Source organism: Corynebacterium sp. MSK004, assembly GCF_030232515.1.
Lineage (GTDB): Bacteria > Actinomycetota > Actinomycetes > Mycobacteriales > Mycobacteriaceae > Corynebacterium > Corynebacterium hesseae.
Window position 1 is genome coordinate 346,258 of sequence record NZ_JASPKB010000001.1, and the last position, 23,847, is coordinate 370,104.

Here is a 23,847-nt window from a genome sequence, read left to right on the forward strand (position 1 = left end):
CGCAAATATAGGAAAATTCACACCCTACCGGGCTTCCCAGCCGCGCCAGCGAGCGTCACCGGCACCAAAGACTGCCGACGCCCCCGCAATCCGCCCATCACCTGCAAAGACCTCCACCGCGCAGCCATCAGCGATAAGCTCCAGTGTTCCTGCTGGACACGGCACGACGCGTTCATCTTCGCCAGACGTGAGCCGCAGCTCTCCCCCGCCGTAAGCTACGAGGAAGGCGGTGGCATCGGAGGCGTCGACAAGCGCATATGTGCCCTCCCCAGCTTGCAGTGTGGCCGCCGAACCGAACCCCTCTCGCGCCGGCTCCGTCGGCGCAGACCCTAGCGACCACAGCGGTGCCTGGCGCAACCAGCCATCCTCCAGCCAGACGCGCCGCGGAAGCGTCAGCGTATGCACCCAGCCCTGGGCGACAGTCGGGGTGTCATCCTGCGCGGGCAGCCCCATCCACCCCAGCATGATGGCCTCGCCATCCTTCTCCACCAGCTGCGGCGCATAGAACTGGTGGCCATAGTCCACCTCGCTGAAACCGCGCTCCACGTGGAAAACCGTGCTCTCAAGCCGGCCCACGAGGTAGCCGCACTGGTCGGAGGAGGCGTAGTGCGTGGCGTTACCGCGCACGGGATCTAAACCTTGTGGGCAGATGACCAGGACGTCCTTGTCCTCCCCCGTGGCGCGGTCCCGCAGCGTGAGCAAATTCGGGCATTCCCACATGTAGCCGCCCGGCACCAGGTCGGGGCTCAGGCCCGGCTCAGCGCCCGAGGTGTCAAAGGTGAGCGCACCCTCAAAGGACCACTGCGCCAAGTCCGTGGAGCGATAGAGCACCACGTGCCCGGTTTCATCCTCCGCCTGGGCGCCGAGCACCATGCGCCAGCCGTCCTTGTCGCGGGTGATCTGGGGATCGCGGTAATGCCCGGTGAAACCTGCGGCGGGCCCGTCGATGAGCGGGTTCGCGGCGTCGTGCTCATAGAAGCCGCCTTCCGGACCGCCGGCATCAACCGCGCGGACACGGTTCTGCGAGGGAATCCGCACGCCATCGCGCTTGAGGTTGCCGGTATAAAACAGCCAGACATCCTCGCCGTCGACCACCGCGCCACCGGAATAACAGCCGTGGGCGTCGTGCTCACGGATGGGATAGAGCGCGTCCGGGAAGTGCCGCCAGGGCTGCGGCTCGCTCAGGGAAGTCACGGCGTGCCCCCAGCCCGTCTGCTTCGGCGCGTGTGGGAAGCAGGGGTCGTGCTGATAGTAAACGTGCAGGTTATCGCCGTCGAAGAAGACCCCGTTTGGATCGTTAAGGCGACCAGACGGCGGGGAGAGATGGAAGTGCGGACGGTAGTTCATGCTCCCGATAGTATGGGCTCTATGGACATTATGGTGTGTGGCGAAGGCCTCGTTGACCTCGTTCCGCGCGGACGCGGGCGGCTGGCAGATCTCACCCCAGCGTTGGGCGGCGGCCCCTTCAACGTGGCGGTCGCGGCGGGTCGTTTGGGCGCAAGCGTGGGTTTTCAATCGCGGCTTTCGCGGGATGCATTCGGGCAGGCGCTCGTGGAGCGCCTACATAAAGAAGGAGTGGATACCTCGCTCGTGCAGCGCGGTGACGAGCCCACAACGCTGGCGGTCTGCAACATCGGGGAGGACGGCTCGGCCACCTACTCCTTCTATACGGAGGGCACGGCGGACCGGCTGGTGGAGCCTGTGCTTGCTGACGTCCCCTGGGCCTGCTTCGGCACCGTCTCCCTCGCCCTGGAGCCGGGCGCATCCCGCTATGCCGCGCTACTTCAGGCGCTTGCGGCGCAGGGCACAAAGGTGGCGCTGGATCCGAACATCCGCCCCTTCTTTGCCACCCCGGCGCACCGCGAGTTTTTGTTGTCCTTGCTGCCGCACGTCACGCTGTTGAAGCTGAGCGAGGAGGAAGTTGAATTCCTCGGTGAGGACGCGCTTTCGCAGGTGCCCGTGGTCGTGACCACGCGTGGCGCCGAAGGTCTGAGCGTGCGCACGGACTCGGTGTCGCTGCAGGTCCCGCCGGTTACGGTGGAGGTGGCGGACACCATCGGCGCGGGCGACACGGTGATGGCCGCGCTCTTAAGACAGTTGGTGGAGCGGGACATTAGCGCTTTGAGCGTCGAGGAGTGGCAGGAGATCCTGCACTTTGCGGCGACGGCCGCAGCCATTACTGTTTCCCGCACGGGCGCGCAGCCGCCCACGCTTTCTGAGGTGGAGGAACTACTATGAGCTATCCCCTGCGCACGACCGGGCTCCACGGCCTGCTCTTCCTCGTGGTGACGGTGTCCTTCATTTTGCCCGTCGTCTTCGGCACGGGCGCGCTTCTGCCGGTGCCAGCTGCGGTGGTGCTGTCGGTGCTGTTGGGAGGCGCCGCGCTTGTCGACGCCTCCTACCACGCCTTCTCCCCCGCCCAGCGCCCCACCCGGGGGCTGCGCGCTATCTCCGCGCTGGGCGCGGTTGCGCTCATCGCGGGCTGGCTGGTGTGGCTCAAGGTCTTTCGCACCGTCGACCTGGCCAGCGCCGCGCCCTACCGTATCGGCACGTTTCTTCTCGCGGTGGGCGCGGTACTTAGCGTCTTTAGCATCGCTATCGCGCTCACGCACCGGCGGGTGCGCTAAAGAATGTCTGCCGGTATGTAGGGCATGCGCAGCGTGCCCATCGGGACACTCACATCGCTTTGCCAGAATCCGCTCGTGGCATCGATCGGCAAGGTGACCTTCATGCCTTCGTAGCCGTCCCACAAATCCCCCCTGCCGACTATTCCGATGCATTCCTGGTTTGCACGAACCTCCACCTCACCCGGCCTGCCGCTCATGCTGCCGCTCAACGTGGTGGGTGCGTCCAAGACCAGGACCCACACCTCTTCCGAGGCATACTCGGGCAAGACGATGCCGGGCTCTCCACCGTCGAGGTCGCCTGCTTTTGCCTTGTGTACGGTACCCGACACGGTAGACGGGACATCGGCAGGATTGCCCTCGCTACGGACGCGGTCCTTCCGGTACACGCACTTCTCAATGCCGCTGGCGGCGGAGGTGCCCGCGCCGCCTTTACCTACGTCCTGTGCGTTGGACGTCTTCGCGCCTTCAGCCGCGCCAGAATCAGCGGCGCCAGGTGTATAGCCGGCTGGCAGCGTCGGGTTCGGGCCGGCCGCTTCGATGCTCGGTTGTGGCTGCCCGTCCGAATCCGGCTCGGCCTGCGTCGTTGAAACGTCGCCAGTGGATTCCACCGCCGGAGCATCGGCAGCAACAGGAGCAGGCTCCTCCGCGGTGCAACCGACGAGGGCTGCCACAGAGGAAGCGCAGACAAGGGTATGCAGAGAGCGAGAGAACGCGGACATAGAGAGTTTGGCCTTTCAGGAGATGAACGGCCTTACCCTAACACGTTCCCGCAGCTTAAACCGTAGAACTGTAGACCGCTCCCCTGACAGGCTGTTGTCTGTGGCGTGCCGGATGCGGAAGTGAAAAGCGCATAAAAATGGCCCCCACGTAAACCGTGGGGGCCATTGATATCGAGGAGGGCTAGATTTTACTTAGCCTTCTCCACGATCTCGACGAGACGGAAGTGCTTGTCCTTGGACAGCGGGCGAGTCTCGGCGATGAGAACGCGATCGCCGATGCCGGCGGTCTCGTTCTCGTCGTGCGCCTTAACCTTCTTGTTAGTGCGCATAATCTTGCCGTAGAGGGCGTGCTGCTTGCGGTCCTCGAGCTCGACAACGATGGTCTTGTCCATCTTGTCGGAGACAACGATGCCGGTGCGGGTCTTGCGAGCGCCCTTTTCCTTCTTAGTGTTCACGTTTGCCTCACTCATGATTAAGCCTCAGCTCCCGGAGCAACGGACAGGCCCAGCTCGCGCTCGCGCAGAACGGTGTAGATGCGGGCGATGTCGCGCTTAACCGTGCCGATGCGGCGGTTGTTGGTCAGCTGGCCAGTGGCCTTCTGGAAACGAAGGTTGAAGAGCTCTTCCTTCGCATCCTTCAGACGGGTCTCCAGCTCAGCGTTGTCGAGCTCACGGAACTCGTGGGCGGGGGTACCGGTAGCCATTAGAACTGGTCCTCCTTCTTGATGATGCGGACCTTGCACGGAAGCTTCTGGCCAGCGCGGCGCAGGGCCTCGATGGCAACTTCGTCGTTCGGGTAGGTCATCTCGAAGAGGATGCGGCCCGGCTTAACGTTGGCAACCCACTTCTCGACGGGACCCTTACCGGAACCCATACGCACGCCGAGCGGCTTCTGGGTCAGGGGGCGGTCCGGGAAGATGTTGATCCACACCTTGCCACCGCGCTTAACGTGGCGGTTGATGGCAATACGTGCGGCCTCAATCTGGCGGTTGGTGATGTACGCCGGCTCGAGAGCCTGGATGGCGTAGTCACCGAAGTTGATGCGGTTACCGCCCTTGGACACACCCGAGCGGGTCGGGCGGTGCTGGCGACGGTACTTGACGCGCTTAGGAATCAGCATGGATTAGCCCTCCTGCTTCTGCTGTGCGCGCTGACGACGCTGGCCACCACGGCGCGAGCGACCGTTACGGTCACCGCGGCCACGGCCCTGCGCCGGAGCGTTCAGTTCGGACTCGCGCACGCCACCGACAACGTCACCCTTGTAGATCCACACCTTGATGCCGATGCGGCCGAAGGTGGTGTGGGCCTCTGCGGTGCCGTAGTCGATTTCGGCGCGAAGAGTGTGCAGCGGAACGCGACCCTCGTGGTAGCGCTCAACGCGAGACATTTCTGCACCGCCCAGGCGGCCGGACAGCAGAATCTTGATGCCCTTGACCTGCGGCTGGCGCATAGCGGACTGGATAGCCTTGCGCATTGCACGACGGAATGCGACACGGTTAACCAGCTGCTCCGCGATGGACTGCGCAACCAGGGTTGCGTTGGCGTCGACCTGCTTGACCTCTAGAATGTTGAGGGCAACCATCTTGCCGGTGAGCTTCTCCAGCTCGCGGCGGATGCGGTCAGCCTCAGCGCCGCGACGGCCAATCACGATGCCCGGGCGGGCGGTGTGAATGTCCACGCGGACGCGGTCGCGGGTGCGCTCGATGACGACGTCGGCAATGCCGGCGCGGTCGAGGCCCTTCTCCAAGTACTCGCGGATCTTGATGTCTTCGGCTACGTAGTTTGCGTAGTCCTTATCGGCGTACCAGTGGGTCTTCCAGTCGGAAGTGATGCCCAAACGTAGGCCGTGAGGATGGATCTTCTGGCCCATTACTTGGCCCCTTCCTTCTGGCTCTCGACAACCACGGTGATGTGGCTGGTGCGCTTACGAATCATGAATGCGCGGCCCTGTGCGCGCGGCTGGAAACGACGCATGGTCGGACCCTCGTTGGCGTATGCCTCGGAGATGACCAGGGTGCGCGGATCCAGGCCGAAGTTATTCTCAGCGTTGGCAGCTGCGGATGCAACGACCTTGGCAACCGGCTCAGCGGCGCCCTGCGGAGCGTACTTCAGGATTGCAAGTGCCTCGGCTACGGACTTACCGCGGACCAAGTCGATGACGCGGCGTGCCTTCATCGGGGTAACGCGGACGTAGCGAGCCGTTGCGGATGCGGAGGTGATGGTGTCACTCATCGCTTATCGACGTCCCTTCTTGTCGTCCTTGACGTGACCCTTAAAGGTCTTGGTGGGTGCGAACTCACCGAGCTTGTGACCAACCATGGAGTCCTCGACGAACACCGGCACATGCTTGCGGCCGTCGTGGACGGCGAAGGTGTGACCGATGAAATCGGGCAGGATGGTGGAGCGGCGAGACCAGGTCTTGATGACCTGCTTGGTGCCGGCCTCGTTCTGAGCATCAACCTTGTTGAGGAGGTGCTCATCGACGAACGGGCCCTTCTTAAGGCTGCGTGGCATTGTTTACCTCCTCTTAGCGCTTCTTGTTCGGGCGACGACGGCGCACGATCATGTTGTTCGAGTAACGGTTCGGGTTGCGGGTGCGGCCTTCCTTGTGGCCCCACGGCGACACCGGGTGGCGACCACCCGAGGTCTTACCCTCACCACCACCGTGCGGGTGGTCGACCGGGTTCATAACGACACCGCGGACGGTCGGGCGGACGCCCTTCCAGCGCATACGGCCGGCCTTGCCCCAGCGGATGTTCATCTGGTCAGCGTTGCCAACCTCACCGACGGTGGCGCGGCAACGGATGTCGACGCGACGGATCTCGGAGGACGGCATACGCAGGATGGCGTACTTGCCTTCCTTACCCAGCAGCTGGATGGAAGCACCAGCGGAGCGGGCCAGCTTAGCGCCAGCGCCCGGCTTGAGCTCCACAGCGTGGATGGTGGTACCGGTCGGGATGTTGCGCAGCGGCAGGTTGTTGCCAACCTTGATATCTGCGTTCGCACCAGCCTCAACGATGGCACCCTGCTTCAGGCCCTTCGGGGCGATGATGTAGCGCTTCTCGCCGTCTGCGTAGTGCAGGAGGGCGATGTTAGCGGTACGGTTCGGGTCGTACTCAATGTGAGCGACCTTTGCAGGGATGCCGTCCTTGTCGGTACGACGGAAGTCGATGAGACGGTAACGGCGCTTGTGGCCACCGCCGATGTGGCGGGTGGTGATGCGGCCGTAGTTGTTACGACCACCAGTCTTGCTCAGCGGGCGCAGCAGGGACTTCTCCGGGGTCGAGCGAGTGATTTCCTCGAACTCGGACACGGAGGATGCGCGGCGACCCGGAGTTGTCGGCTTGTACTTACGAATAGCCATAATTCTTCCTTTTCCTTTCGGCTCTTCGGTGGGGCTTAAGCGCCTGCGCCGAAGACGTCGATGGAGTCGCTGCCTTCACGGAGCGTCACGTAGGCGCGCTTGGTGGACTTACGCTGACCGAAACCGGTGCGGGTGCGCTTGCGCTTACCTGCACGGTTCACGGTGTTCACGGAAGCAACCTGCACGCCGAAGATCTGCTCGACGGCATCTTTAATCTGGGTCTTGTTGGAGTCCGTGGAGACGTAGAACGTGTACACGTTCTGCTCCATGAGGCCGTAGGACTTCTCGGACACAACCGGTGCGATGATGACGTCGCGCGGGTTAGCGAGCTTAGCCATTACTTCTCCTCCTTAGCTTCCTCGGCAGCGCCGGTAGCGCGCTCGACGAAGGTGTGCAGAGCCTCAACGGAGAACACAACGTCGTCCGAGTAGAGGACGTCGTAGGTGTTCAGCTGGCCGGCGTCCAGGATCTGGACGTTCGGCAGGTTGTTGGCGCTGCGGCGAGCATTGATGTCCTCGCGGCCGATGACCAGAAGAACGTTCTTGCGGTCGGTGAGGCGCTCGATGAAGGCCTTGGCCTGCTTGGTGGACGGGGTCTGGCCCGGGACGAGCTCCTCGATGACGTGGATGCGCTCGTTACGTGCACGGTCAGACAGTGCGCCGTAGAGAGCAGCCTTGATCATGCGCTTCGGGGTGCGCTGGGAGTAGTCACGCGGGACCGGGCCATGCACGGTGCCGCCGCCGGTGTAGTGCGGAGCACGGATGGAACCCTGGCGGGCGCGGCCGGTGCCCTTCTGGCGGAACGGCTTGCGACCACCACCGCGGACCTCGCCGCGGGTCTTGGTCTTGTGGGTACCCTGACGAGCGGCGGCGAGCTGTGCGTTGACAACCTGGTGCATCAGAGCAATGGATGCCTCGGTGTCAAAGAGCTCGGCCGGCAACTCAACGGTGCCGTTGGTCTTACCGTCAGCGGTCTGGACGTCTAGCTTGAGGTTGCTCATGCGTGTGCACCGCCCTTCACTGCGGTCTTAACGGTGACGAGGCCACCGCGCGCACCCGGGATAGCACCCTTGATGAGCAGCAGGTTGGACTCGGCATCAATCTTCTGAATCTTCAGGTTCTGGGTGGTCACGCGGTCCTGGCCCATGCGGCCAGCCATGCGCTTACCCTTGAAGACGCGGCCCGGGAACGAAGCGCCACCGATGCCACCAACGCGGCGGTGAGCAGCCTGGTTACCGTGGGCAGCGCCCTGGCCTGCGAAGCCGTGGCGCTTCATGGCGCCGGCGTAGCCGTGACCCTTGGTGGTGCCGGTGACGTCAACGAAGGTCACGCCCTCGAAGATGTCCACCTTGACCTCCTGACCGACCTCGTATGCGGAGGTATCGTCCATGCGGATCTCAGCGACGTAGCGGCGCGGGGTCACGCCAGCCTTCTTGAAGTGACCAGCGGCCGGCTTGTTGGCCTTGCGCGGGTCCTTCTCGCCGAAGGCAATCTGGATGGCGTTGTAGCCATCGGTTTCCTTGGTACGGATCTGGGTAACCACGCACGGGCCAGCCTCGACAACGGTCACCGGCACAACGCGGTTCTCCTCGTCGAAGACCTGGGTCATGCCGAGCTTGGTGCCCAGAATTCCCTTGATCTCGTTTTCACTCATTGTTTGTTCTCCACCAAATACGTTGTGTCGATCGCTTACTGAATATTCACGTCGACGCTTGCCGGAAGGTCGATGCGCATCAGGGCGTCAACGGTCTTCGGGGTCGGGTCGAGAATGTCGATGAGGCGCTTGTGAGTGCGCATCTCGAAGTGCTCGCGAGAGTCCTTGTACTTGTGCGGAGAACGAATAACGGCGTATACGTTCTTCTCGGTTGGGAGCGGCACCGGGCCGACAACACGAGCACCCGTACGGGTAACGGTCTCGACGATCTTCTTAGCAGAAGCGTCGATGGCCTCGTGGTCGTAGGCCTTCAGCCGAATGCGGATTTTTTGTCCCGCCACGCTTATCCTCTTCCTCGCTTCCCCACTTTCACATACCCGGCCTATCCGGGGCGTGAAGCGGTGGGAAATTGCTTCTCGATTTCTCTATAACGTTGTCCGGGCTGGAAGCCATGGCTCAACGCCAGTTGTCTGACTGTCATGACGACCACGAGAGTGACTTAAGGCAAAGCCCAGAGTGCAGTGCTCGTGACGGGGTACAAGACCCGTAGTCAAAGTAAATAGGAAGAAGACTGGGGCGTTAGATCACTATCGATCCGCAACCAAAGTCTTATTCATATACTGCCGCTGTTTATTTGCCATGCCCCTTCTCCGGTCCATCTTCTCGGGGGTGTCTCTGCTCAAGCGCGGACCTAGCCCGATCGGATGACCTTCGCGTGCAGCTCTGAAACGAACTCCACAACAAAGGTGTCATGTTCGCCTTACCAGCAACAACGCCCTACAAGCTTGCGCCTGCGGCTACGTTGCTGTGTTAAAGCAACCCCTGTATTTAAGCACGTAACCTCGCGTTTTCCAAACTCCTGCCGAAACAGTGGGTAACATCACGTTTTGGCCAAAGATTTCCTTCTCGCCGCCCCGCGTTCTGCATTCGGCGATAAGCTCGTGACGTAGGTACCAACTACACAACGAAAAGGATTGAGCATGGCTGAGAACACCACCCCCAAGGACGTTGCCGAGCAGAACACTCAGGCTGGCGACGCCACCCCGGCACCCGCACCGGAGCGCAACAAGAACCTGGAGACCGACTTCGGCACCACCCGCATCGATGACGTCGTCGTGTCCAAGATCGCCGGAATCGCCGCCCGCGAGGTCTCCGGTGTCGCTGCCCTCGGTGGCGGCGGCGCCCGCATGATGGGTTCCATCCGCGAATCCTTCGGTGCTTCCGAGGACGTGCGCCAGGGCGTCACCGTCGAGGTGAACAACGGCACCGCTTCCATTGATATCGCCATCATCGCCGAGTACGGCGTGGCCATCCACGAGCTCGCCGAGGCCATCCGCCGCAACATCATGAACGCGGTCGAGCGCATGACCGGCCTGAGCGTAGACCGCGTTGATGTCGTCGTCCACGACGTCAAGCTGCCGAAGGAAGAGCAGGATTCCACCGAGTCAGCCCCGGCGGTTACCCAGGGCCAGGCATAACGTGGCCCCTGCCGAGCTGACCCTCTCCATCGCGCAGTCCATAGTGGCGGCGGTGACGGATCTGAGGGGCGTCGCCAAGCTCTCGCCCGGCCGGTTCGGGGAGGTCGCGCTGCTCTTTCCCGGCGAGCGCGTGCATGGCATCCGCCGCCCCACCCCGCAGGATGACACGCACCTGGAGCTGCGCGTCGTCGTTGATGTCAGCGCCGGCGTTCCGCTCGCCGAGCTTGGCGCCGTCACTCGCACCACCGTCCGCAACACCTGGCCCGCGGCGCGCCGCGTGGACGTTGTCTTCGACGACGCGGTGTAGAGGAACCGACACACAGAACTAAAGGAAAACCATGAAGAACTACACCTCCCTCGGCGTGATTGCCGGCTTGGTTCTGGCCTTTTTCATCTACCTCGGCGTGTGGTACGTCGCGCTGGCGGTGCTGCTCGCCGCGGTCGGCGGCGTCATCGGCGCGCATTTCGACGGCCGCATTGACCTCACCGCGGTGTGGAAGGGCGTGGTCGGCCAGGATAGAGGCCGAGGCTAGTGAGCACCGATTCCACTGGGGTCGCCCTCGGCGGGCAGACCCGCTTTTCCCTGCGTGCGATGGAAAAGGTCATCAGCGCCGCCATCGCGAGTGTGCCGGGAACCGCGGCTGTCGATGCTAAGTTAGCCGGCCTCGCCGGCCGCGCCTTTCCGCGTGTGATGGCGCAGATGGACCCGGATACGCAAATGGTGGCGGTCGACGTCGACATCGCTGTGTACTGGCCCTCCCCCGTCACCGCAGTGGCGAAGGCCGTCCGCACGACGATTCGGGAAGCCGTCCGCGATTTCACGGGCTTTCGTACCACCCGCGTCAACGTGACGGTCGCCGGCGCGGTCGCGGGCGAGCGCACGACCGCACTGGCGGTCGACACCCGCGCGCCGCTAACCCCGCAGATTCCCGCGATCGTTCCGGAACGTGCCTTGAAGCCGGTAGAGGTCTCACCGCACGCAAAGGTTCGCCAGGTTGCGGTTCCTTCACCGGTGTCGGTGCGTGCGGTGGCGGTGCCGGAGGCGGTGAAGGTGAGGGGCGTCGGCAAGCAGGCGGACGTTGAGGTGCGCACGGAAGGTTTCGGCCCTGGCGAGCACCGCTACGACGAGCTGCGCCCCGTTCGCACAGCCCCGCCGCAGCCGCTGCGCACTGTCGCTGCCCCTGCACCCGTGGCGGTCCGTTCCGTACCGGCTCCGCGGGAATTCGCGCTGCGCCGCGTTGAGGCGCCCCGCCCCGTCCAGCCGCGGCGGGTTCAGGTACCGCACGCTGCTCCCCTGCGCACCCCGCACGCCGAGCCGCTCCAGCTACGCCCCATTGAGATTCGGCCTTCCGCCGAGTTCACACGCCGGGTCGACATTCCACGGCCGACGCCGCTGCGTGCCATCACTATCCGCGAAGGAGTCCATCATGAGTGAGAGCTCCCTTCCCGTTGGCTTTGGCCAGCGCCCGAAGGCATCCCCGCCGGCGCGCGGGTGGACCATCATCGTCGGCATTCTGCTGCTCGCCGCGGCCGTCGTCGCGGGGCGCGAAGCCTGGGTCGTGGGTGCCAAGGAGGGCGGTGTCTCGTGGCTACAGCCATTCATCGACGTGATGTCCACGCCGACTGTCGACACCTGGATGCTGATAGCCGGGGGCGTCGCCATCGTTGTCGGGTTGATTCTGCTGTGGGCGGCGTGCGCGCCGCGCAAGGCCCTGCACGTGCAGATCGGTTCCGACGAGGCGTCGATGTGGCTGCGCGCGGTGGACATTGCCCGCGTGGCGTCGGCAACGGCGCGTCGGGTGCCGGGAACCGTGGCGGCGCGGAGTCGGGCGAAGATTTCACAAGGCCGCTCTCAGATCACGGTGACTGCGACGGGCGATACTGACGACGCCCAGCTCAAGGGCCGCGTCACTGAAGCCGTAACGGCGGCGCTTGCGGCGATTACTCCGCCCCCGGAGATCACCGTGGTGATTGAGAATGATGAGGAGGAGGTTGCCAATGTCTAAGACGCTCGCGGGTATAGACCGCACGATTCTCGCTGTCTTGGGGCTCCTGCTCATTGCGTTGGGCGCGTGGCCGATCCTTATACACTTCGAGGTCCCCTTCGCCACATATTTGGCGTCCTGGGTGGACCACGATACGTGGGCTGGTTTGCCGGAACAGTCATGGTGGCCGTATGCGCTGTGCTTGGCGACGATCATCTGCAGCCTCGCCGGCCTGTGGCTCGTCATTAGCAACCTGCGGCACCATCGGTTTAACGCGGTGCCCTCGGATGCCTCCGATGAGGAAGGCGCGATTAAAACGGAGATGTCTGCGATTGCGGGTGCGGTGGCGGATACCCTCGCGGCGGTAGAGGGCGTTGAGAAGGTTTCGCGGCTCGTGGCCTATGACCGCTCGCGGCCGACGCTGCAGTATGAAGTGTTGGCGGATCCTGATACGCCCTTGCTGCGTATCAAGGACGCCATTGAGGTTAATGACAGTGACTTCCGCGCGGCGTTCCCTGGGATGGATGTGGATACGCGGTACAAGGTCCACTTCACGAAGGTCCAGTCCGCCTAAGCACAGCACGCACGTTGCGCCTTTAAGCCCCTCACCTGAGGGGCTTTTCTCGTTCCGTCCCTCCCCACAGCTGCCGTTCCCCCCAACCAATCCCTTTCCCTGCCCTTAGTCGGCGTTAACCCCGCCTCTGAGCAGGAATTTTGCCCGTTCCGGTTGCGGGGCCCAGGGTGCTGTTTTAGTCTCTGTGCTCATGGGGGATATTGAAACCTACATCCGCCTTCGCAATTCGGGGATTGCGTTGGTGGAAAACATTCCTGGCTCACCCGATGAGCTCCGCGCGCTCGGAGCCTCTGCTTCCGATGCCGCCGAACTAGCAAGTCTTAACCAGGTGTACTTCGGTCCCACCCGCTTTAGCGGTAAACAACGCAAAGCCCGTACCGCAGCCCTTCAACAACGCCACAGCCTCGGCACCCTCACACTGATCGAGTCCTACACCGCAAAAGTCAAGAAAACCCTCGACGCCTGGAACCTGCGAGTCAAACTCGCAGGAACACCCGCACACCGCATCCCCACCGTCGCCGCCACACGCCTGAAAGAACTACGTTCCAAGCGCATAGCCAAACCAGGCGTGCGCATCACCTACCGTGCACAAGGCCCCAACACGCTCTCCATTACTGACGACGCCACCACCATCGCCAGCATGCGCGGCGTACTCGAATCCACCAACACCACCGACCTGCTTCAAGCCGCCAACGACATCTTCTTCAAAGAAGCAGGCGGTTCTAAACCTGCGGTGCGCACCCAAGTCATCGTCACCCTCAACGAGCTCGACCAAATCATCAACGGCGACGGGGACGACATCGAACTCAACCTCACTAACGGCGGGCGCATGACCGGAGCAGAATTCCTCACCCACAAATTTGCCGAGATTGGGTATGCCACCATCGTGCACCCTCTTGAAGGACCCATCGACACCTGGCGGCTAGAGCGTGGAGCAAACTTCAAACAACGCCTTACCCTGCACGCTGAATTCCACACATGTTCTAGACCAGGCTGTAACAAGCCCGCTGATTACTGCCAAGTCCATCACCTCATCCCCTGGCAGGCGGGAGGCTACACCAACATCAAGAACCTGACCTTCCTGTGCGCCTACCACAACGGGATCAATGATGATGACCCACAAAGGCCTACCGGGCGTGGCTACATGTACCGGCTCAACACCGGGGTCAGCTTCATCCCACCCTGGGGAACACCAATCACCGCAATGCCCGAATACCAAGAAGCAGTAGCCAGGCTCAACGCCGAACAAGCAGGACAACCACCAGAGGAACCACCCGACAGCAGCTAACACCCTCAGCCACCACACGCAGCAACGGCAGAAAGGAAACAGCTAACCACCAGTGACAACACTGCCACCCGCGGACCACATCAAGGCACGCGGGCATATCGGCGATCCTTGAGCACGATTCACGCGCTTCCCGCCGGGAGTTAAGCCCTTAAAGGGCCAAACCCGCCAACCGGATAAAGGTTAACGGGCACATCGGTGATCCCTAGTCGCAATCCATGTCGAGACTCCCACACACGCGGACTACTCGGAGGAGCTCCACGGCTCAGACTCCGCGAGGATGAGTTCCTTTATGGTGCCGAACGTGTGCATGGTGCCGCGTGAGAGGTGGACACGGAAAGGTTTTCCGACTTCGCCCTCCTCGATGCGGTGCCAGGAGAAGTCAGTGCGGACGAGCTCTCGATTCTTACGCTCGATGATGTGCAGGCCGTGGTCGAGGAGGATTGTTTCAGCGTCGGTGCGGATGAACCACACGCGGTCCCCCACGCTTCGGCGCTTGAGGCCTGACAGGGCTCGATGATCCTCGCGCAGGCGGGTGACGGACTCGACAACACCGAAGCGGTGCTCAAATCCCTCGGCATCAGTTATGACGAGCGGCCGGCCTGGACCGACAGGGCGCAACGCAGAAACCCGCCAAGCCACCGGCTGCCCGAGCTGGCCTTCCTTAGAGACCGGTCGCACAACCGCCACGCAATCGGACGGGGAAGTGGGCTCGATGTTCGCCCGGTCTTGAGTCGGGGCTGGTGCGGTGGACGGCTGCGTCGAGGTGGATGCGGTAGGCGCCTGAGGAACCAACGTCACCCGGTGCGTCGGCGTGATGACGAGCCAGAGACCTTCGGTGACCAAGTTGGCGTCGAGAGGCACAAGCGGTAGGTGGACGGCGGCCATGGACTCCAAGCGGGCCGTGAGGTCGTCGTCAGGCACGCCCCACCCGTACCCTTCAGCCGCCAGCATGCCAAACAGGGTTCCCAGGGGAAGATCCGGCTGACCTTCCCACGCAGCGCGCAAGGCGGCGAGGGTGCGGTCAATGCGGGTTGGGTCAAACATGATACTTAAGCCTAGTAGGCCCGCGATCACCAAAGCCGCCCAACCCCAACAGGGATTGAGCGGCTTTCAGACCTGCTAATCAGGAAAGGCCTTTAGCCTTAGCGAGAATTAGTCGAGGATCTTGGTAACGCGGCCAGCGCCGACGGTGCGGGAGCCCTCGCGGATAGCGAAGCGCAGGCCCTCGTCCATAGCGACCGGCTGGATGAGCTCTACGGACATCTCAACGTTGTCGCCCGGCATAACCATCTCGGTGCCCTCAGGCAGCTTGATGACGCCGGTAACGTCGGTGGTGCGGAAGTAGAACTGCGGACGGTAGTTGTCCATGAACGGGGTGTGGCGGCCGCCCTCTTCCTTCTTCAGGACGTAGACGGAACCCTCGAACTTGGTGTGCGGGGTGTAAGCGCCCGGCTTGATGACAACCTGGCCACGCTCGACGTCCTCACGCTTGGTACCACGCAGAAGCAGACCACAGTTGTCGCCAGCCTCGGTGTAGTCCATCATCTTGCGGAACATCTCGATACCGGTAACGGTGGTGTTGGTAGCCTTGTCGCGGATACCGATGATCTCAACGTCCTCGTTGACGTTCAGGGAACCACGCTCAACACGGCCGGTAACAACGGTACCGCGGCCGGTAATGGTGAAGATGTCCTCGATCGGCATCAGGAACGGCTTGTCCAGCTCGCGCTCCGGATCCGGGATGGAGTCATCGCAAGCCTGCATCAGGTCAACGATGGACTGTGCCCACTTCTCGTCACCCTCGAGAGCCTTGAGAGCGGAGATGTGAACGATCGGAGCTTCCTCGTCGTAGTCCTGCTCGGCGAGCAGCTCGCGGATCTCCATCTCGACGAGCTCGATGATTTCCTCATCGTCAACCATGTCGCACTTGTTCAGTGCAACGAGGATGTACGGAACGCCAACCTGGCGAGCGAGGAGCACGTGCTCACGGGTCTGCGGCATCGGGCCATCGGTTGCAGCAACAACCAGGATGGCACCGTCCATCTGAGCAGCGCCGGTAATCATGTTCTTGATGTAGTCGGCGTGGCCCGGGGCGTCCACGTGTGCGTAGTGGCGCTTCGGGGTGGAGTACTCAACGTGGGAGATGTTGATGGTAATACCGCGCTCCTTCTCCTCAGGAGCCTTGTCGATCATGTCGAAGGCGAAAGCGGTGTTCTCCTCCGGGTAAGCGTCAGCCAGAACCTTGGTGATCGCTGCGGTGGTGGTGGTCTTGCCGTGGTCGACGTGTCCGATGGTGCCGATGTTCACATGCGGCTTCGTACGCTCGAACTTCTCCTTTGCCACTGTTTGTCCTCCTGGACTCTATGGCGGCTACGTATTTCGCAGCCACGTGGTTTGTATTGCCATTGGCACTTCGAGCCGAAGCTCATAAGCGCTAATGACGCTTTCTTACGTGCCAGTTACACGATCCTAGATTTATGCCGCAGTTTTTTCAAACTGCCCAAATAGGAGGTAACCCCGCCCATCAGGTGCGGACGTTGACCCTCGACAAGAATCAATTTAAAGGATCCTGGGAGGGTAACGGCCGGCTCAACGCGCAAAATCTTTACGCACTCAGCGGACCGCTACCTCCCCAGCGCTGGGGCTGGTGCCTACTGGCGAAGACTACCAGCCCCACAAGGTAGGGAGTCCATCGGACCCCCTTAAACCTTAGGCCTTGGCGCCGGTGCGCTCCTCGATGATGGCCTGTGCCACGGAGGACGGAACCTCAGCGTAGGAATCGAAGACCATGGTGAAGTTTGCACGGCCTGCGGTGGAAGAACGCAGGTCACCGATGTAGCCGAACATCTCGGACAGCGGAACCTTAGCCTTAACCACCTTCGCGCCGGAGCGATCCTCCATGGCGAAGACCTGGCCACGACGGGAGGAGATGTCACCGTTGACGGTGCCCATGTACTCCTCCGGGGTGACGACCTCAACGGCCATGATCGGCTCGAGCAGAACCGGCTTAGCCTTGGCGACGGCCTCCTTGAGGACCTGAGAACCGGCCAGCTTGAAGGCCATCTCAGAGGAGTCCACGTCGTGGTAAGCGCCGTCCTCGAGGGTGGCCTTGATGTTCACCAACGGGAAGCCAGCGACGAAGCCGTACTGCATAGCGTCCTGGATACCAGCGTCGACGGACGGGATGTACTCCTTCGGAACGCGGCCACCGGTGACGGCGTTCTCGAACTTGTAGGTTGCGGACTCGCCCTCTTCCAGCTCTTCCGGATCCGGGTTGTAAGGCTCGATGGTGACGATGACCTTTGCGAACTGACCGGAACCACCAGTCTGCTTCTTGTGGGTGTAGTCCAGGGACTCGACCTTCTTGCGGATGGTCTCGCGGTAGGCAACCTGCGGGTTACCGATGTTTGCCTCAACCTTGAACTCGCGCTTCATGCGGTCCACCAGGACGTCGAGGTGGAGCTCGCCCATACCGCCGATAACGGTCTGGCCGGTCTCTTCGTCGAGCTCGACGGTGAAGGTCGGGTCCTCGGCAGCCAGCTTCTGAATAGCGGTACCCAGCTTCTCCTGGTCGGCCTTGGTCTTCGGCTCGATGGAGACCTTGATAACCGGGTCCGGGAAGTCCATGGACTCCAGGATGATCTGGTTGTCCTTGTCACACAGGGTGTCACCGGTGGTGGTTTCCTTCAGACCAATGACGGCGTAGATGTTGCCGGCATCCGCCTGCTCCACCGGGTTCTCCTTGTTGGCGTGCATCTGGAACAGCTTGCCGATGCGCTCCTTCTTACCCTTGGTGGAGTTCATAACCTCGGTGCCCGGCAGGACCTGGCCGGAGTACACGCGGGTGAAGGTCAGCTGACCGAAGAACGGGTGAGCAGCAATCTTGAAGGCCAGTGCGGAGAACGGGGACTCCACGGACGGCTTACGGGTGATGACCTCATCCTCGTTGCCCACAGCGTGGCCGGTGATCTCACCGACGTCGAGCGGGTTCGGGAGGTATGCCACGACGGCGTCGAGAAGCGGCTGGATGCCCTTGTTGCGGTAAGCGGTACCACACAGGACCGGGTAAATCTCAGAGGCGACAGTCATCTTGCGGATGGCGGTCTGGATTTCTTCCTTGGTCAGCTCCTCGCCACCGAAGTACTTCTCCATGAGGGCCTCGTCGGACTCAGCAACGGCCTCGAGCAGCTTCTCGCGGTACTCCTCGGCCTTCTCCTGCAGGTCGGCCGGGATCTCCTCGATGGTGGGCTCAGCGCCGGTCTCGACCTTGCCGCGCCAGGTCACGGCCTGCATGTCGATGAGGTCGACGACGCCGTCGAAGTCATCCTCAGCGCCGATCGGCAGCTGCAGAACCAACGGCTTAGCGCCGAGGCGGTCGATGATGGTCTGGACGGTGAAGTAGAAGTCCGCACCCATCTTGTCCATCTTGTTGACGAAGCAGATACGCGGAACGTCGTACTTAGCGGCCTGACGCCACACCTGCTCGGACTGCGGCTCGACGCCTTCCTTACCGTCGAAGACGGCAACAGCACCATCGAGAACACGCAGGGAGCGCTCAACCTCAACGGTGAAGTCAACGTGGCCCGGGGTGTCGATGATGTTGATCTGGTTGTTCTTCCAGAAACAGGTAACGGCGGCGGACGTAATGGTGATGCCGCGCTCCTTCTCCTGCTCCATCCAGTCGGTGGTGGAAGCACCGTCGTGGGTCTCGCCGACCTTACGGTTGATGCCGGTGTAGAAGAGAATACGCTCAGTCGTAGTGGTCTTACCAGCATCGATGTGAGCCATGATGCCGATGTTGCGGACCTTGTTCAAGTCCTTAAGCACTTGTTGTGCCACAGTAAATACCCCAACTTAATTGTCGTCGACGCCCGAGCCAGCTTGTGACCGACTCACATAAAATGACGTCTTCATGGATAGGTCTTGGTCTATTTTGCCACGTCCAGGCTTTCGCGTCAGCGTGAGGTCGCAGGGCTTTAAGCCCTACGCCATAAAAAATGGCCCGAACAACGCTATTAAGGTTTAGATTCCGCACCGACTAGCGTGCGCTGCTCCGCCGAAGGGAGCGCGTGCACGCACTGTCAGCGCAGGTAAACGATGATATCGCTGTTCGAGCCATAATGCCGTGTGGCGGGTTATACCGCAGGTATTACCAGCGGTAGTGGGCGAAGGCGCGGTTGGCCTCAGCCATCTTGTGAGTATCCTCACGACGCTTAACGGAAGCGCCCAGGCCGTTGGATGCATCGAGAATCTCGTTTGCGAGGCGCTCGATCATGGTGTTCTCACGACGCTGGCGGGTGAAGGTCACCAACCAACGCAGAGCCAGGGTGTTGGAACGGGCGGGCTTAACCTCAACCGGGACCTGGTAGGTAGCGCCACCAACACGACGGGAGCGAACCTCGAGGTCCGGACGGATGTTGCCCAGGGCCTTCTCCAGGGTGCCGACCGGATCGGTGCCGGTCTTCTCGCGGCAAGCCTCGAGAGCACCGTAGACGATGCGCTCAGCGGTGGACTTCTTGCCGTCCTGGAGGATCTTGTTGACGAGCATGGTGACCTGCTCGGAGTTGTAAACCGGGTCCTTAACTACAGGACGCTTCGGTGCAGCATTCTTACGCATTGTTGATTACTGTCCCTTCTTTGCGCCGTAGCGGGAACGAGCCTGCTTACGGTCCTTCACGCCCTGGGTATCCAGTGCGCCGCGGATAATCTTGTAGCGAACACCCGGGAGGTCCTTCACACGACCACCGCGGACGAGCACCATGGAGTGCTCCTGCAGGTTGTGGCCCTCGCCCGGAATGTAGGCGGAAACCTCGATACCGGAGGTCAGGCGCACACGGGCAACCTTACGCAGAGCCGAGTTCGGCTTCTTCGGGGTGGTGGTGTACACGCGGGTGCACACGCCACGGCGCTGCGGGGAGCCCTTCAGGGCGGCCGTAGCAACCTTGGCCTTCTTGTCGTGGCGGCCCTTGCGGACCAGCTGCTGAATAGTTGGCATAAATCTAGTCTTTCTCTATGACTTCGGCTTGAACTGACCGCTTGACTCGCCCAAACATGCAAAAATAGGGGCTCTTCTCCGGGGCCCTACCGCATGTCCAGAACGCTCCTCAACCAGATGCCGGCTGAGATGTCGATCAGACTTTTCATCCATAAAGATGAAACCTTGGACAGACTACCACCGGCGCGCTGATCTGCCCAAATCCGGCCTGTGGCTCCCCCAGTTGCCTCAGTAACCGGCGCGTACTAGCGCCACTCCCAGGTCAGGTCCGCGTCTACTGCGCGCTCGGCAAAGTGCTCTTTTTCCTGCCGCTCCCACGTTTCGAACCACTCTTCATAACCGGGGTCACGCTCGAGGGCGCGCTCGCGGCGCTTCTCGCGTGGGCCGTCGATGTGCACGGTTACCACGCAGCCGCGCTGCTTGGCGACGTCCACGGTGGCCCCAGTGACTGAACCCACGCCCTCGACGATCAGATCATCGCGCTCATCCACGCTGGCCCAATCCTTCGGCGCGTTGGCCTCCCAATCCCAGCGCCAATACCCCGGGTTATTCTCCCGCAGCACTTGCTCCGCCACCATAGCGGAGCCTTCTTCCAACCCGTGCCAGCCGGGGTAGAACTCGTCCAGGTGAACTACCCGCCACCCGGTACGCTCCGCCAGGGCCGCAGCGGTCCAGGTCTTGCCGGCGCCGGAGGGGCCGTCGATAAGCACGGTGACCGGGCGCATCGGGCGCTTGCGCGCTGCGGCGAGCGACAGCACATCGTTTAAGAGCCTGTCCATCTCCGCGGCGTGAGTTTGGGCAGTGTCCTTACCGCCTTCCCGATGGTCCGTACGGTCCGTGTCCTGCATGTGTTCTTTCACCACTTCTGGGTACGTCTAGCGAGCAGCGTTGCGAGAGTTCGTCCTAGAGTCCGAAGAATCTCCAGGACCCACTGAGAACCGAAACTACCACCGGTAGCGCCGCGAGGCCGGCTCCCACCACCATGGCTAGCCAGTCCCGCGCGACTAGGCGGGAGGGCCGCGCCCACGTGCGCTGGCCACCGCCCGGCGGGGTGCGGCCAAATCCGCGCGCCTCCATCGCCGTGGCCAGCTTGCCTCCACGGCGCAGGGCTAGCACCAACAGGCCGAAGGACATGGTGATGAGGTGCTTGATGCGGCCTTCGTCGCTCAGCCCACGCGCGCGCCGCGCCATGGCGAGGTACTGCCAGTCGGATTTGAACAGCGTCATCATGCGCACCCCGGCCACCGCCCCGATGACAAACCGGGAGGGCAGCTTGAGGATCTGGGAGAGGGCGTCGCCAAGCTCCGTCGGGTCAATATCCCGCGCCAACACCACCATGGGCAGCGCCACCGCCAGAACGCGCAGGGTGATGGCGAGGGCCAGCTCCAGCGAGTTATCCGTGACCGTCATCAGCCACCAGCTGAAGTACTCCCGCCCGCCGGGCTCGCCATAGAGCAGCATCGAGATTCCCGACAGCGGCGCAATAAGAAACAGGAACCACCCTGCCTTAAACAACCGCGTCCACGACACCCCACACAGCGGCGCGAAGAGCAACGTCATTCCCAAGGACACGGCCGCGGAGACCCAATCCACGGAGAGCAACAAGGGCGTAACCCACACGAACATCAGGAAGATGCGCGTTAGCGGATTCATCCCGCGCAAAAGATCTGTACTAGCCACGGCTCACCTCCACTCGGTGGTCCCCCAACGCGGAAATGAACAGCGGGTCGTGGGTCACCGACGCAATCGTCGTCCCCTCATCCGCCATGCGCCGCAGCAACCCCACCAACTCAGTGAAGGTGTGGGGGTCTTGACCGAAGGTGGGCTCATCAAGGAGCAGCACCTCCGGCGCCGTAACCAACGCCGTGGCCACGGACAACCTGCGCTTCTCCCCTCCGGAGAGCGTAAACGGATTAGCGTTGAGCACATGCCCCAGACGCAGCGACTCCACGAGCTGATCAATACGCTTCTCCGGCACCTCGCGGCGCATGACCCGCGGTGCCACGCGCAGCTCCTCCGCCACCGTACGAGCGACGAACTGGTGCTCAGGGTTCTGGAAGACGAACCCAATACGGTCCGCCAACTCCCGTGACTTCCACGTCAGCGGCGAGCCCTTCAGCCCCCGCCGCACGTACTCCGCCACACCAATCTCTCCGGACACTGCCGGAAGCAACCCCGCCACCGTCATCAGCCACGTGGTCTTGCCCGCACCATTCGGCCCAGTAATCACGGTGGACATCCCCCGCGGCAACGCGTAGCTGCGCGGCGGCCCGAAGCGGGTGACCAAGTCCGTGCTCCACAGCGCCGCCGGTTCCGACTCTGCCGCTTCCGGCACGACCCCAACGCTGCCTGACGCCGGCCCATCAATCCCCCGCGCCCGCGGCAAACCGCTAATAGAGCGCGAAGCCACAACAGACTCCACTGGACCGTCAGCGACGATGCGCCCATCCTTCAGCTCAACCGCTCGGTCGAGCACCCCCTTCCACGCCGCGTGCTGGTGCTCCACCACGATGAGCGTGGCACCCGTGCGCTCCACCATGGTGGATACCGCTTCGATGACCTCGCGCGCGCCCTCTGGGTCGAGGTTCGCCGTCGGCTCATCGAGCAACACCATGCCCGCACCCATCGCAATAACACCGGCCAAGGCTAAACGCTGCTTCTGCCCGCCGGAGAGCTGCTCAGTAGGAAATGACAAGTCCACCGATGGCCCCACCATCGATAGCGCCGCCGTCACCCGCTGCCAAATCTCCGAGCGCGGATACGCCAAGTTCTCACAGCCAAAGGCCACATCATCACCCACCCGCGCGGCAATCACCTGCGAGTCCGGGTCCTGCAGGACCAACCCCACCGGAATCGTGCGCCCGGGTGGCTCGACGTGACCGGAGGAATCCTCCAGAAGAATCTCGCCTACGCGTGTGCCTTCATCATCACCGCCCAGCACACCTGCAATGGCCGCCAGCAACGTGGATTTCCCGGATCCGGAATCACCACACAGCAGCACCTTCTCCCCCGGCGATACAACCAAGTCAATATCCGCCAGCGCCGGCGCACGCCTCCCCGCGTGCGTCCAGCCATAGCCACGAGCCACAAGCTTCGTGGCCCCAGTACTACCCAGATCAGCCATCAACTAAACCAACACTTAAACCAACACTCGTCTAAGCCCTGTGCTGCTCGCGCCCAACCGCGAAGCGGTCCAGCGCATCGGTCTTTGCAAGTGCCTGAACCACGAAATAGCCCACGGCTCCCGCCAACACAGCCCCGGAGATGCTCAGCGTCACCAGGTAGATGATGTTGAACTGCAGGGTCTTGCCCAGGTTTCCGGAAGTAAACAGCTCCAGCACGAACGCACCCCAGCCCGCAGCCATGCCGCCAAGCATCGCAATGCTCAGGCCAAAGCGGCGGTACAGGAAGATAGCCAAGACAATCTCCACACCAATGCCCTGCGCAATACCGGAGTACACGGTGCTCGGCCCCCACTGGGAGCCCAACACCGCGGACACGATGGCCGCCAGCAACTCCACGTATAGTGCCGCACCCGGCTTGCGGATAATCAGGCCACCAACGACACCACCGATCAACCAAATACCGGTAGCAATACCACCCAGGCCCGGCGTGAGCGCATCCATAGCCTCAAACCAGGCGTATCCCACCGTGTTCCATGCCAGGAACACGAATCCGCACGCCACCCCCAGCACCGAAGCCACCACGATGTCAACAATGCGCCAGTTCAGTTTGCGCGGGGCAGCACCATTCGCAGTCGCGCCGCCATTAACAGACGCGCCATGAGAGACAGAGTTCATTATTCCTCCCTTTCGCCGGCATTATCCGGATCAGGTTCGACGGTTCGCCGCTGCAACGCGGCGTCTCAGCCTCCTCAGCCAACCCATGCAAAGCCCGGAAAATACAAGTGAAGTGAAATCGGACTAAGCACAATCGGGATCAACGAGGAAGCACCCGTGACGATGTGTAATTAAAGCCACCAGCTGCCAAAAGCGCTGGCTAGATGCTCTTTAAAAGCATAGTCAGCTTAGCAAGCCCCACCCACAAGAGCACATCTACCTCTACCTGATGTGCAAAGCCGCATTAGGACTCTCTCTGCAGAAAACGAAAGCACCCCGCCGCGTCCTCTGACCTACGCGACGGGGTGCCTGCACACCGGCAAAAC

Annotated in this window: 31 protein-coding genes; 9 read left to right on the forward strand and 22 right to left on the reverse strand. The window is 62.3% G+C overall.

The window, feature by feature from the left end:
* Positions 1–24 precede the first annotated feature (24 nt).
* Positions 25–1,347: a glycoside hydrolase family 32 protein gene (locus tag QP999_RS01625; RefSeq protein ID WP_284847528.1), complete on the reverse strand. Its 1,323-nt coding sequence runs from the start codon at positions 1,345–1,347 to the stop codon at positions 25–27.
* 21 nt (positions 1,348–1,368) lie between these two features.
* Here QP999_RS01625 and QP999_RS01630 point away from each other — a divergent pair, with 21 nt between their 5' ends.
* Positions 1,369–2,238, forward strand: coding sequence for a carbohydrate kinase family protein (locus QP999_RS01630; protein WP_284847529.1), 870 nt, complete (start codon positions 1,369–1,371; stop codon positions 2,236–2,238).
* A complete protein-coding gene (locus QP999_RS01635; RefSeq protein ID WP_070521740.1) occupies positions 2,235–2,627 on the forward strand; it encodes a hypothetical protein in 393 nt (130 codons plus the stop codon). Before QP999_RS01630 ends, QP999_RS01635 begins: the two co-directional genes overlap by 4 nt.
* Here the strand turns inward: QP999_RS01635 and QP999_RS01640 are convergent.
* The 12 genes from QP999_RS01640 to rpsJ form a co-directional block, all read right to left on the reverse strand.
* Positions 2,624–3,346: a hypothetical protein gene (locus tag QP999_RS01640; RefSeq protein ID WP_284847530.1), complete on the reverse strand. Its 723-nt coding sequence runs from the start codon at positions 3,344–3,346 to the stop codon at positions 2,624–2,626. The genes QP999_RS01635 and QP999_RS01640 overlap by 4 nt on opposite strands.
* Before the next feature lie 188 nt (positions 3,347–3,534).
* Complete coding sequence (rpsQ, locus tag QP999_RS01645; protein WP_070521746.1) at positions 3,535–3,816, reverse strand: 30S ribosomal protein S17; 282 nt, start codon at positions 3,814–3,816, stop codon at positions 3,535–3,537.
* A gap of 2 nt (positions 3,817–3,818) precedes the next feature.
* A complete protein-coding gene (gene rpmC / locus QP999_RS01650) occupies positions 3,819–4,049 on the reverse strand; it encodes a 50S ribosomal protein L29 (RefSeq protein WP_005276944.1) in 231 nt (76 codons plus the stop codon).
* Complete coding sequence (gene rplP / locus QP999_RS01655; protein ID WP_070521748.1) at positions 4,049–4,465, reverse strand: 50S ribosomal protein L16; 417 nt, start codon at positions 4,463–4,465, stop codon at positions 4,049–4,051. Before rplP ends, rpmC begins: the two co-directional genes overlap by 1 nt.
* 3 nt (positions 4,466–4,468) lie before the next feature.
* Positions 4,469–5,215 carry a 30S ribosomal protein S3 gene (rpsC, locus tag QP999_RS01660; protein WP_070446580.1) on the reverse strand — a complete coding sequence of 249 codons (747 nt, stop codon included), beginning with the start codon at positions 5,213–5,215 and terminating at the stop codon, positions 4,469–4,471.
* Complete coding sequence (gene rplV, locus QP999_RS01665; protein WP_010189645.1) at positions 5,215–5,577, reverse strand: 50S ribosomal protein L22; 363 nt, start codon at positions 5,575–5,577, stop codon at positions 5,215–5,217. The genes rpsC and rplV overlap by 1 nt, the downstream gene beginning before the upstream one ends.
* Before the next feature lie 3 nt (positions 5,578–5,580).
* Entirely contained in the window at positions 5,581–5,859 is a 279-nt protein-coding gene (gene rpsS / locus QP999_RS01670; RefSeq protein WP_010189646.1) for a 30S ribosomal protein S19, read from the reverse strand.
* Between the two features lie 13 nt (positions 5,860–5,872).
* Entirely contained in the window at positions 5,873–6,709 is an 837-nt protein-coding gene (gene rplB, locus QP999_RS01675) for a 50S ribosomal protein L2 (RefSeq protein ID WP_070563577.1), read from the reverse strand.
* Positions 6,710–6,744: 35 nt separating this feature from the next.
* Positions 6,745–7,047, reverse strand: coding sequence for a 50S ribosomal protein L23 (gene rplW / locus QP999_RS01680; protein WP_070521753.1), 303 nt, complete (start codon positions 7,045–7,047; stop codon positions 6,745–6,747).
* Positions 7,047–7,709, reverse strand: a complete 663-nt coding sequence (gene rplD, locus QP999_RS01685) for a 50S ribosomal protein L4 (protein ID WP_010189650.1) — start codon at positions 7,707–7,709, stop codon at positions 7,047–7,049. The genes rplW and rplD overlap by 1 nt, the downstream gene beginning before the upstream one ends.
* On the reverse strand, positions 7,706–8,362 hold the full coding sequence (gene rplC, locus QP999_RS01690; RefSeq protein ID WP_070521756.1) for a 50S ribosomal protein L3: 657 nt from the start codon (positions 8,360–8,362) through the stop codon (positions 7,706–7,708). The genes rplD and rplC overlap by 4 nt, the downstream gene beginning before the upstream one ends.
* Before the next feature lie 35 nt (positions 8,363–8,397).
* Positions 8,398–8,703 carry a 30S ribosomal protein S10 gene (gene rpsJ / locus QP999_RS01695; RefSeq protein ID WP_003848085.1) on the reverse strand — a complete coding sequence of 102 codons (306 nt, stop codon included), beginning with the start codon at positions 8,701–8,703 and terminating at the stop codon, positions 8,398–8,400.
* 639 nt (positions 8,704–9,342) lie between these two features.
* Here rpsJ and QP999_RS01700 point away from each other — a divergent pair.
* From QP999_RS01700 to QP999_RS01730, 7 genes are all read left to right on the forward strand, one after another.
* Positions 9,343–9,840, forward strand: a complete 498-nt coding sequence (locus QP999_RS01700; RefSeq protein ID WP_070521759.1) for an Asp23/Gls24 family envelope stress response protein — start codon at positions 9,343–9,345, stop codon at positions 9,838–9,840.
* Positions 9,841–9,892: 52 nt separating this feature from the next.
* Positions 9,893–10,147, forward strand: coding sequence for a hypothetical protein (locus tag QP999_RS01705; RefSeq protein WP_284847531.1), 255 nt, complete (start codon positions 9,893–9,895; stop codon positions 10,145–10,147).
* A gap of 31 nt (positions 10,148–10,178) precedes the next feature.
* Positions 10,179–10,373, forward strand: coding sequence for a hypothetical protein (locus tag QP999_RS01710; RefSeq protein ID WP_010189668.1), 195 nt, complete (start codon positions 10,179–10,181; stop codon positions 10,371–10,373).
* Entirely contained in the window at positions 10,373–11,275 is a 903-nt protein-coding gene (locus QP999_RS01715) for an Asp23/Gls24 family envelope stress response protein (RefSeq protein ID WP_284847532.1), read from the forward strand. Before QP999_RS01710 ends, QP999_RS01715 begins: the two co-directional genes overlap by 1 nt.
* Entirely contained in the window at positions 11,268–11,846 is a 579-nt protein-coding gene (locus QP999_RS01720) for a DUF6286 domain-containing protein (RefSeq protein WP_284847533.1), read from the forward strand. Before QP999_RS01715 ends, QP999_RS01720 begins: the two co-directional genes overlap by 8 nt.
* Positions 11,839–12,399, forward strand: a complete 561-nt coding sequence (locus QP999_RS01725; RefSeq protein ID WP_070521772.1) for a hypothetical protein — start codon at positions 11,839–11,841, stop codon at positions 12,397–12,399. The genes QP999_RS01720 and QP999_RS01725 overlap by 8 nt, the downstream gene beginning before the upstream one ends.
* A 190-nt stretch (positions 12,400–12,589) precedes the next feature.
* Positions 12,590–13,687, forward strand: a complete 1,098-nt coding sequence (locus QP999_RS01730) for an HNH endonuclease signature motif containing protein (protein WP_284847534.1) — start codon at positions 12,590–12,592, stop codon at positions 13,685–13,687.
* Between the two features lie 240 nt (positions 13,688–13,927).
* On the opposite strand, the gene QP999_RS01735 is transcribed toward QP999_RS01730, so the two are convergent.
* The 9 genes from QP999_RS01735 to QP999_RS01775 form a co-directional block, all read right to left on the reverse strand.
* Positions 13,928–14,731 carry a hypothetical protein gene (locus tag QP999_RS01735; RefSeq protein ID WP_284847535.1) on the reverse strand — a complete coding sequence of 268 codons (804 nt, stop codon included), beginning with the start codon at positions 14,729–14,731 and terminating at the stop codon, positions 13,928–13,930.
* A 108-nt stretch (positions 14,732–14,839) separates the two neighbouring features.
* Positions 14,840–16,030, reverse strand: a complete 1,191-nt coding sequence (gene tuf, locus QP999_RS01740; protein ID WP_143335892.1) for an elongation factor Tu — start codon at positions 16,028–16,030, stop codon at positions 14,840–14,842.
* A 366-nt stretch (positions 16,031–16,396) separates the two neighbouring features.
* Entirely contained in the window at positions 16,397–18,526 is a 2,130-nt protein-coding gene (fusA, locus tag QP999_RS01745) for an elongation factor G (RefSeq protein WP_070530489.1), read from the reverse strand.
* A 310-nt stretch (positions 18,527–18,836) separates the two neighbouring features.
* Positions 18,837–19,304: a 30S ribosomal protein S7 gene (rpsG, locus tag QP999_RS01750; protein ID WP_070521784.1), complete on the reverse strand. Its 468-nt coding sequence runs from the start codon at positions 19,302–19,304 to the stop codon at positions 18,837–18,839.
* Between the two features lie 6 nt (positions 19,305–19,310).
* On the reverse strand, positions 19,311–19,682 hold the full coding sequence (rpsL, locus tag QP999_RS01755; RefSeq protein WP_005286791.1) for a 30S ribosomal protein S12: 372 nt from the start codon (positions 19,680–19,682) through the stop codon (positions 19,311–19,313).
* Between the two features lie 245 nt (positions 19,683–19,927).
* Positions 19,928–20,461, reverse strand: coding sequence for an isopentenyl transferase family protein (locus QP999_RS01760; RefSeq protein WP_255362890.1), 534 nt, complete (start codon positions 20,459–20,461; stop codon positions 19,928–19,930).
* A 124-nt stretch (positions 20,462–20,585) separates the two neighbouring features.
* A complete protein-coding gene (locus tag QP999_RS01765; protein ID WP_070561715.1) occupies positions 20,586–21,335 on the reverse strand; it encodes an energy-coupling factor transporter transmembrane component T family protein in 750 nt (249 codons plus the stop codon).
* Between the two features lie 19 nt (positions 21,336–21,354).
* Positions 21,355–22,806: an ABC transporter ATP-binding protein gene (locus QP999_RS01770; RefSeq protein WP_284847536.1), complete on the reverse strand. Its 1,452-nt coding sequence runs from the start codon at positions 22,804–22,806 to the stop codon at positions 21,355–21,357.
* 31 nt (positions 22,807–22,837) lie between these two features.
* Complete coding sequence (locus QP999_RS01775; RefSeq protein ID WP_284847537.1) at positions 22,838–23,482, reverse strand: ECF transporter S component; 645 nt, start codon at positions 23,480–23,482, stop codon at positions 22,838–22,840.
* Between the last annotated feature and the right edge of the window lie 365 nt (positions 23,483–23,847).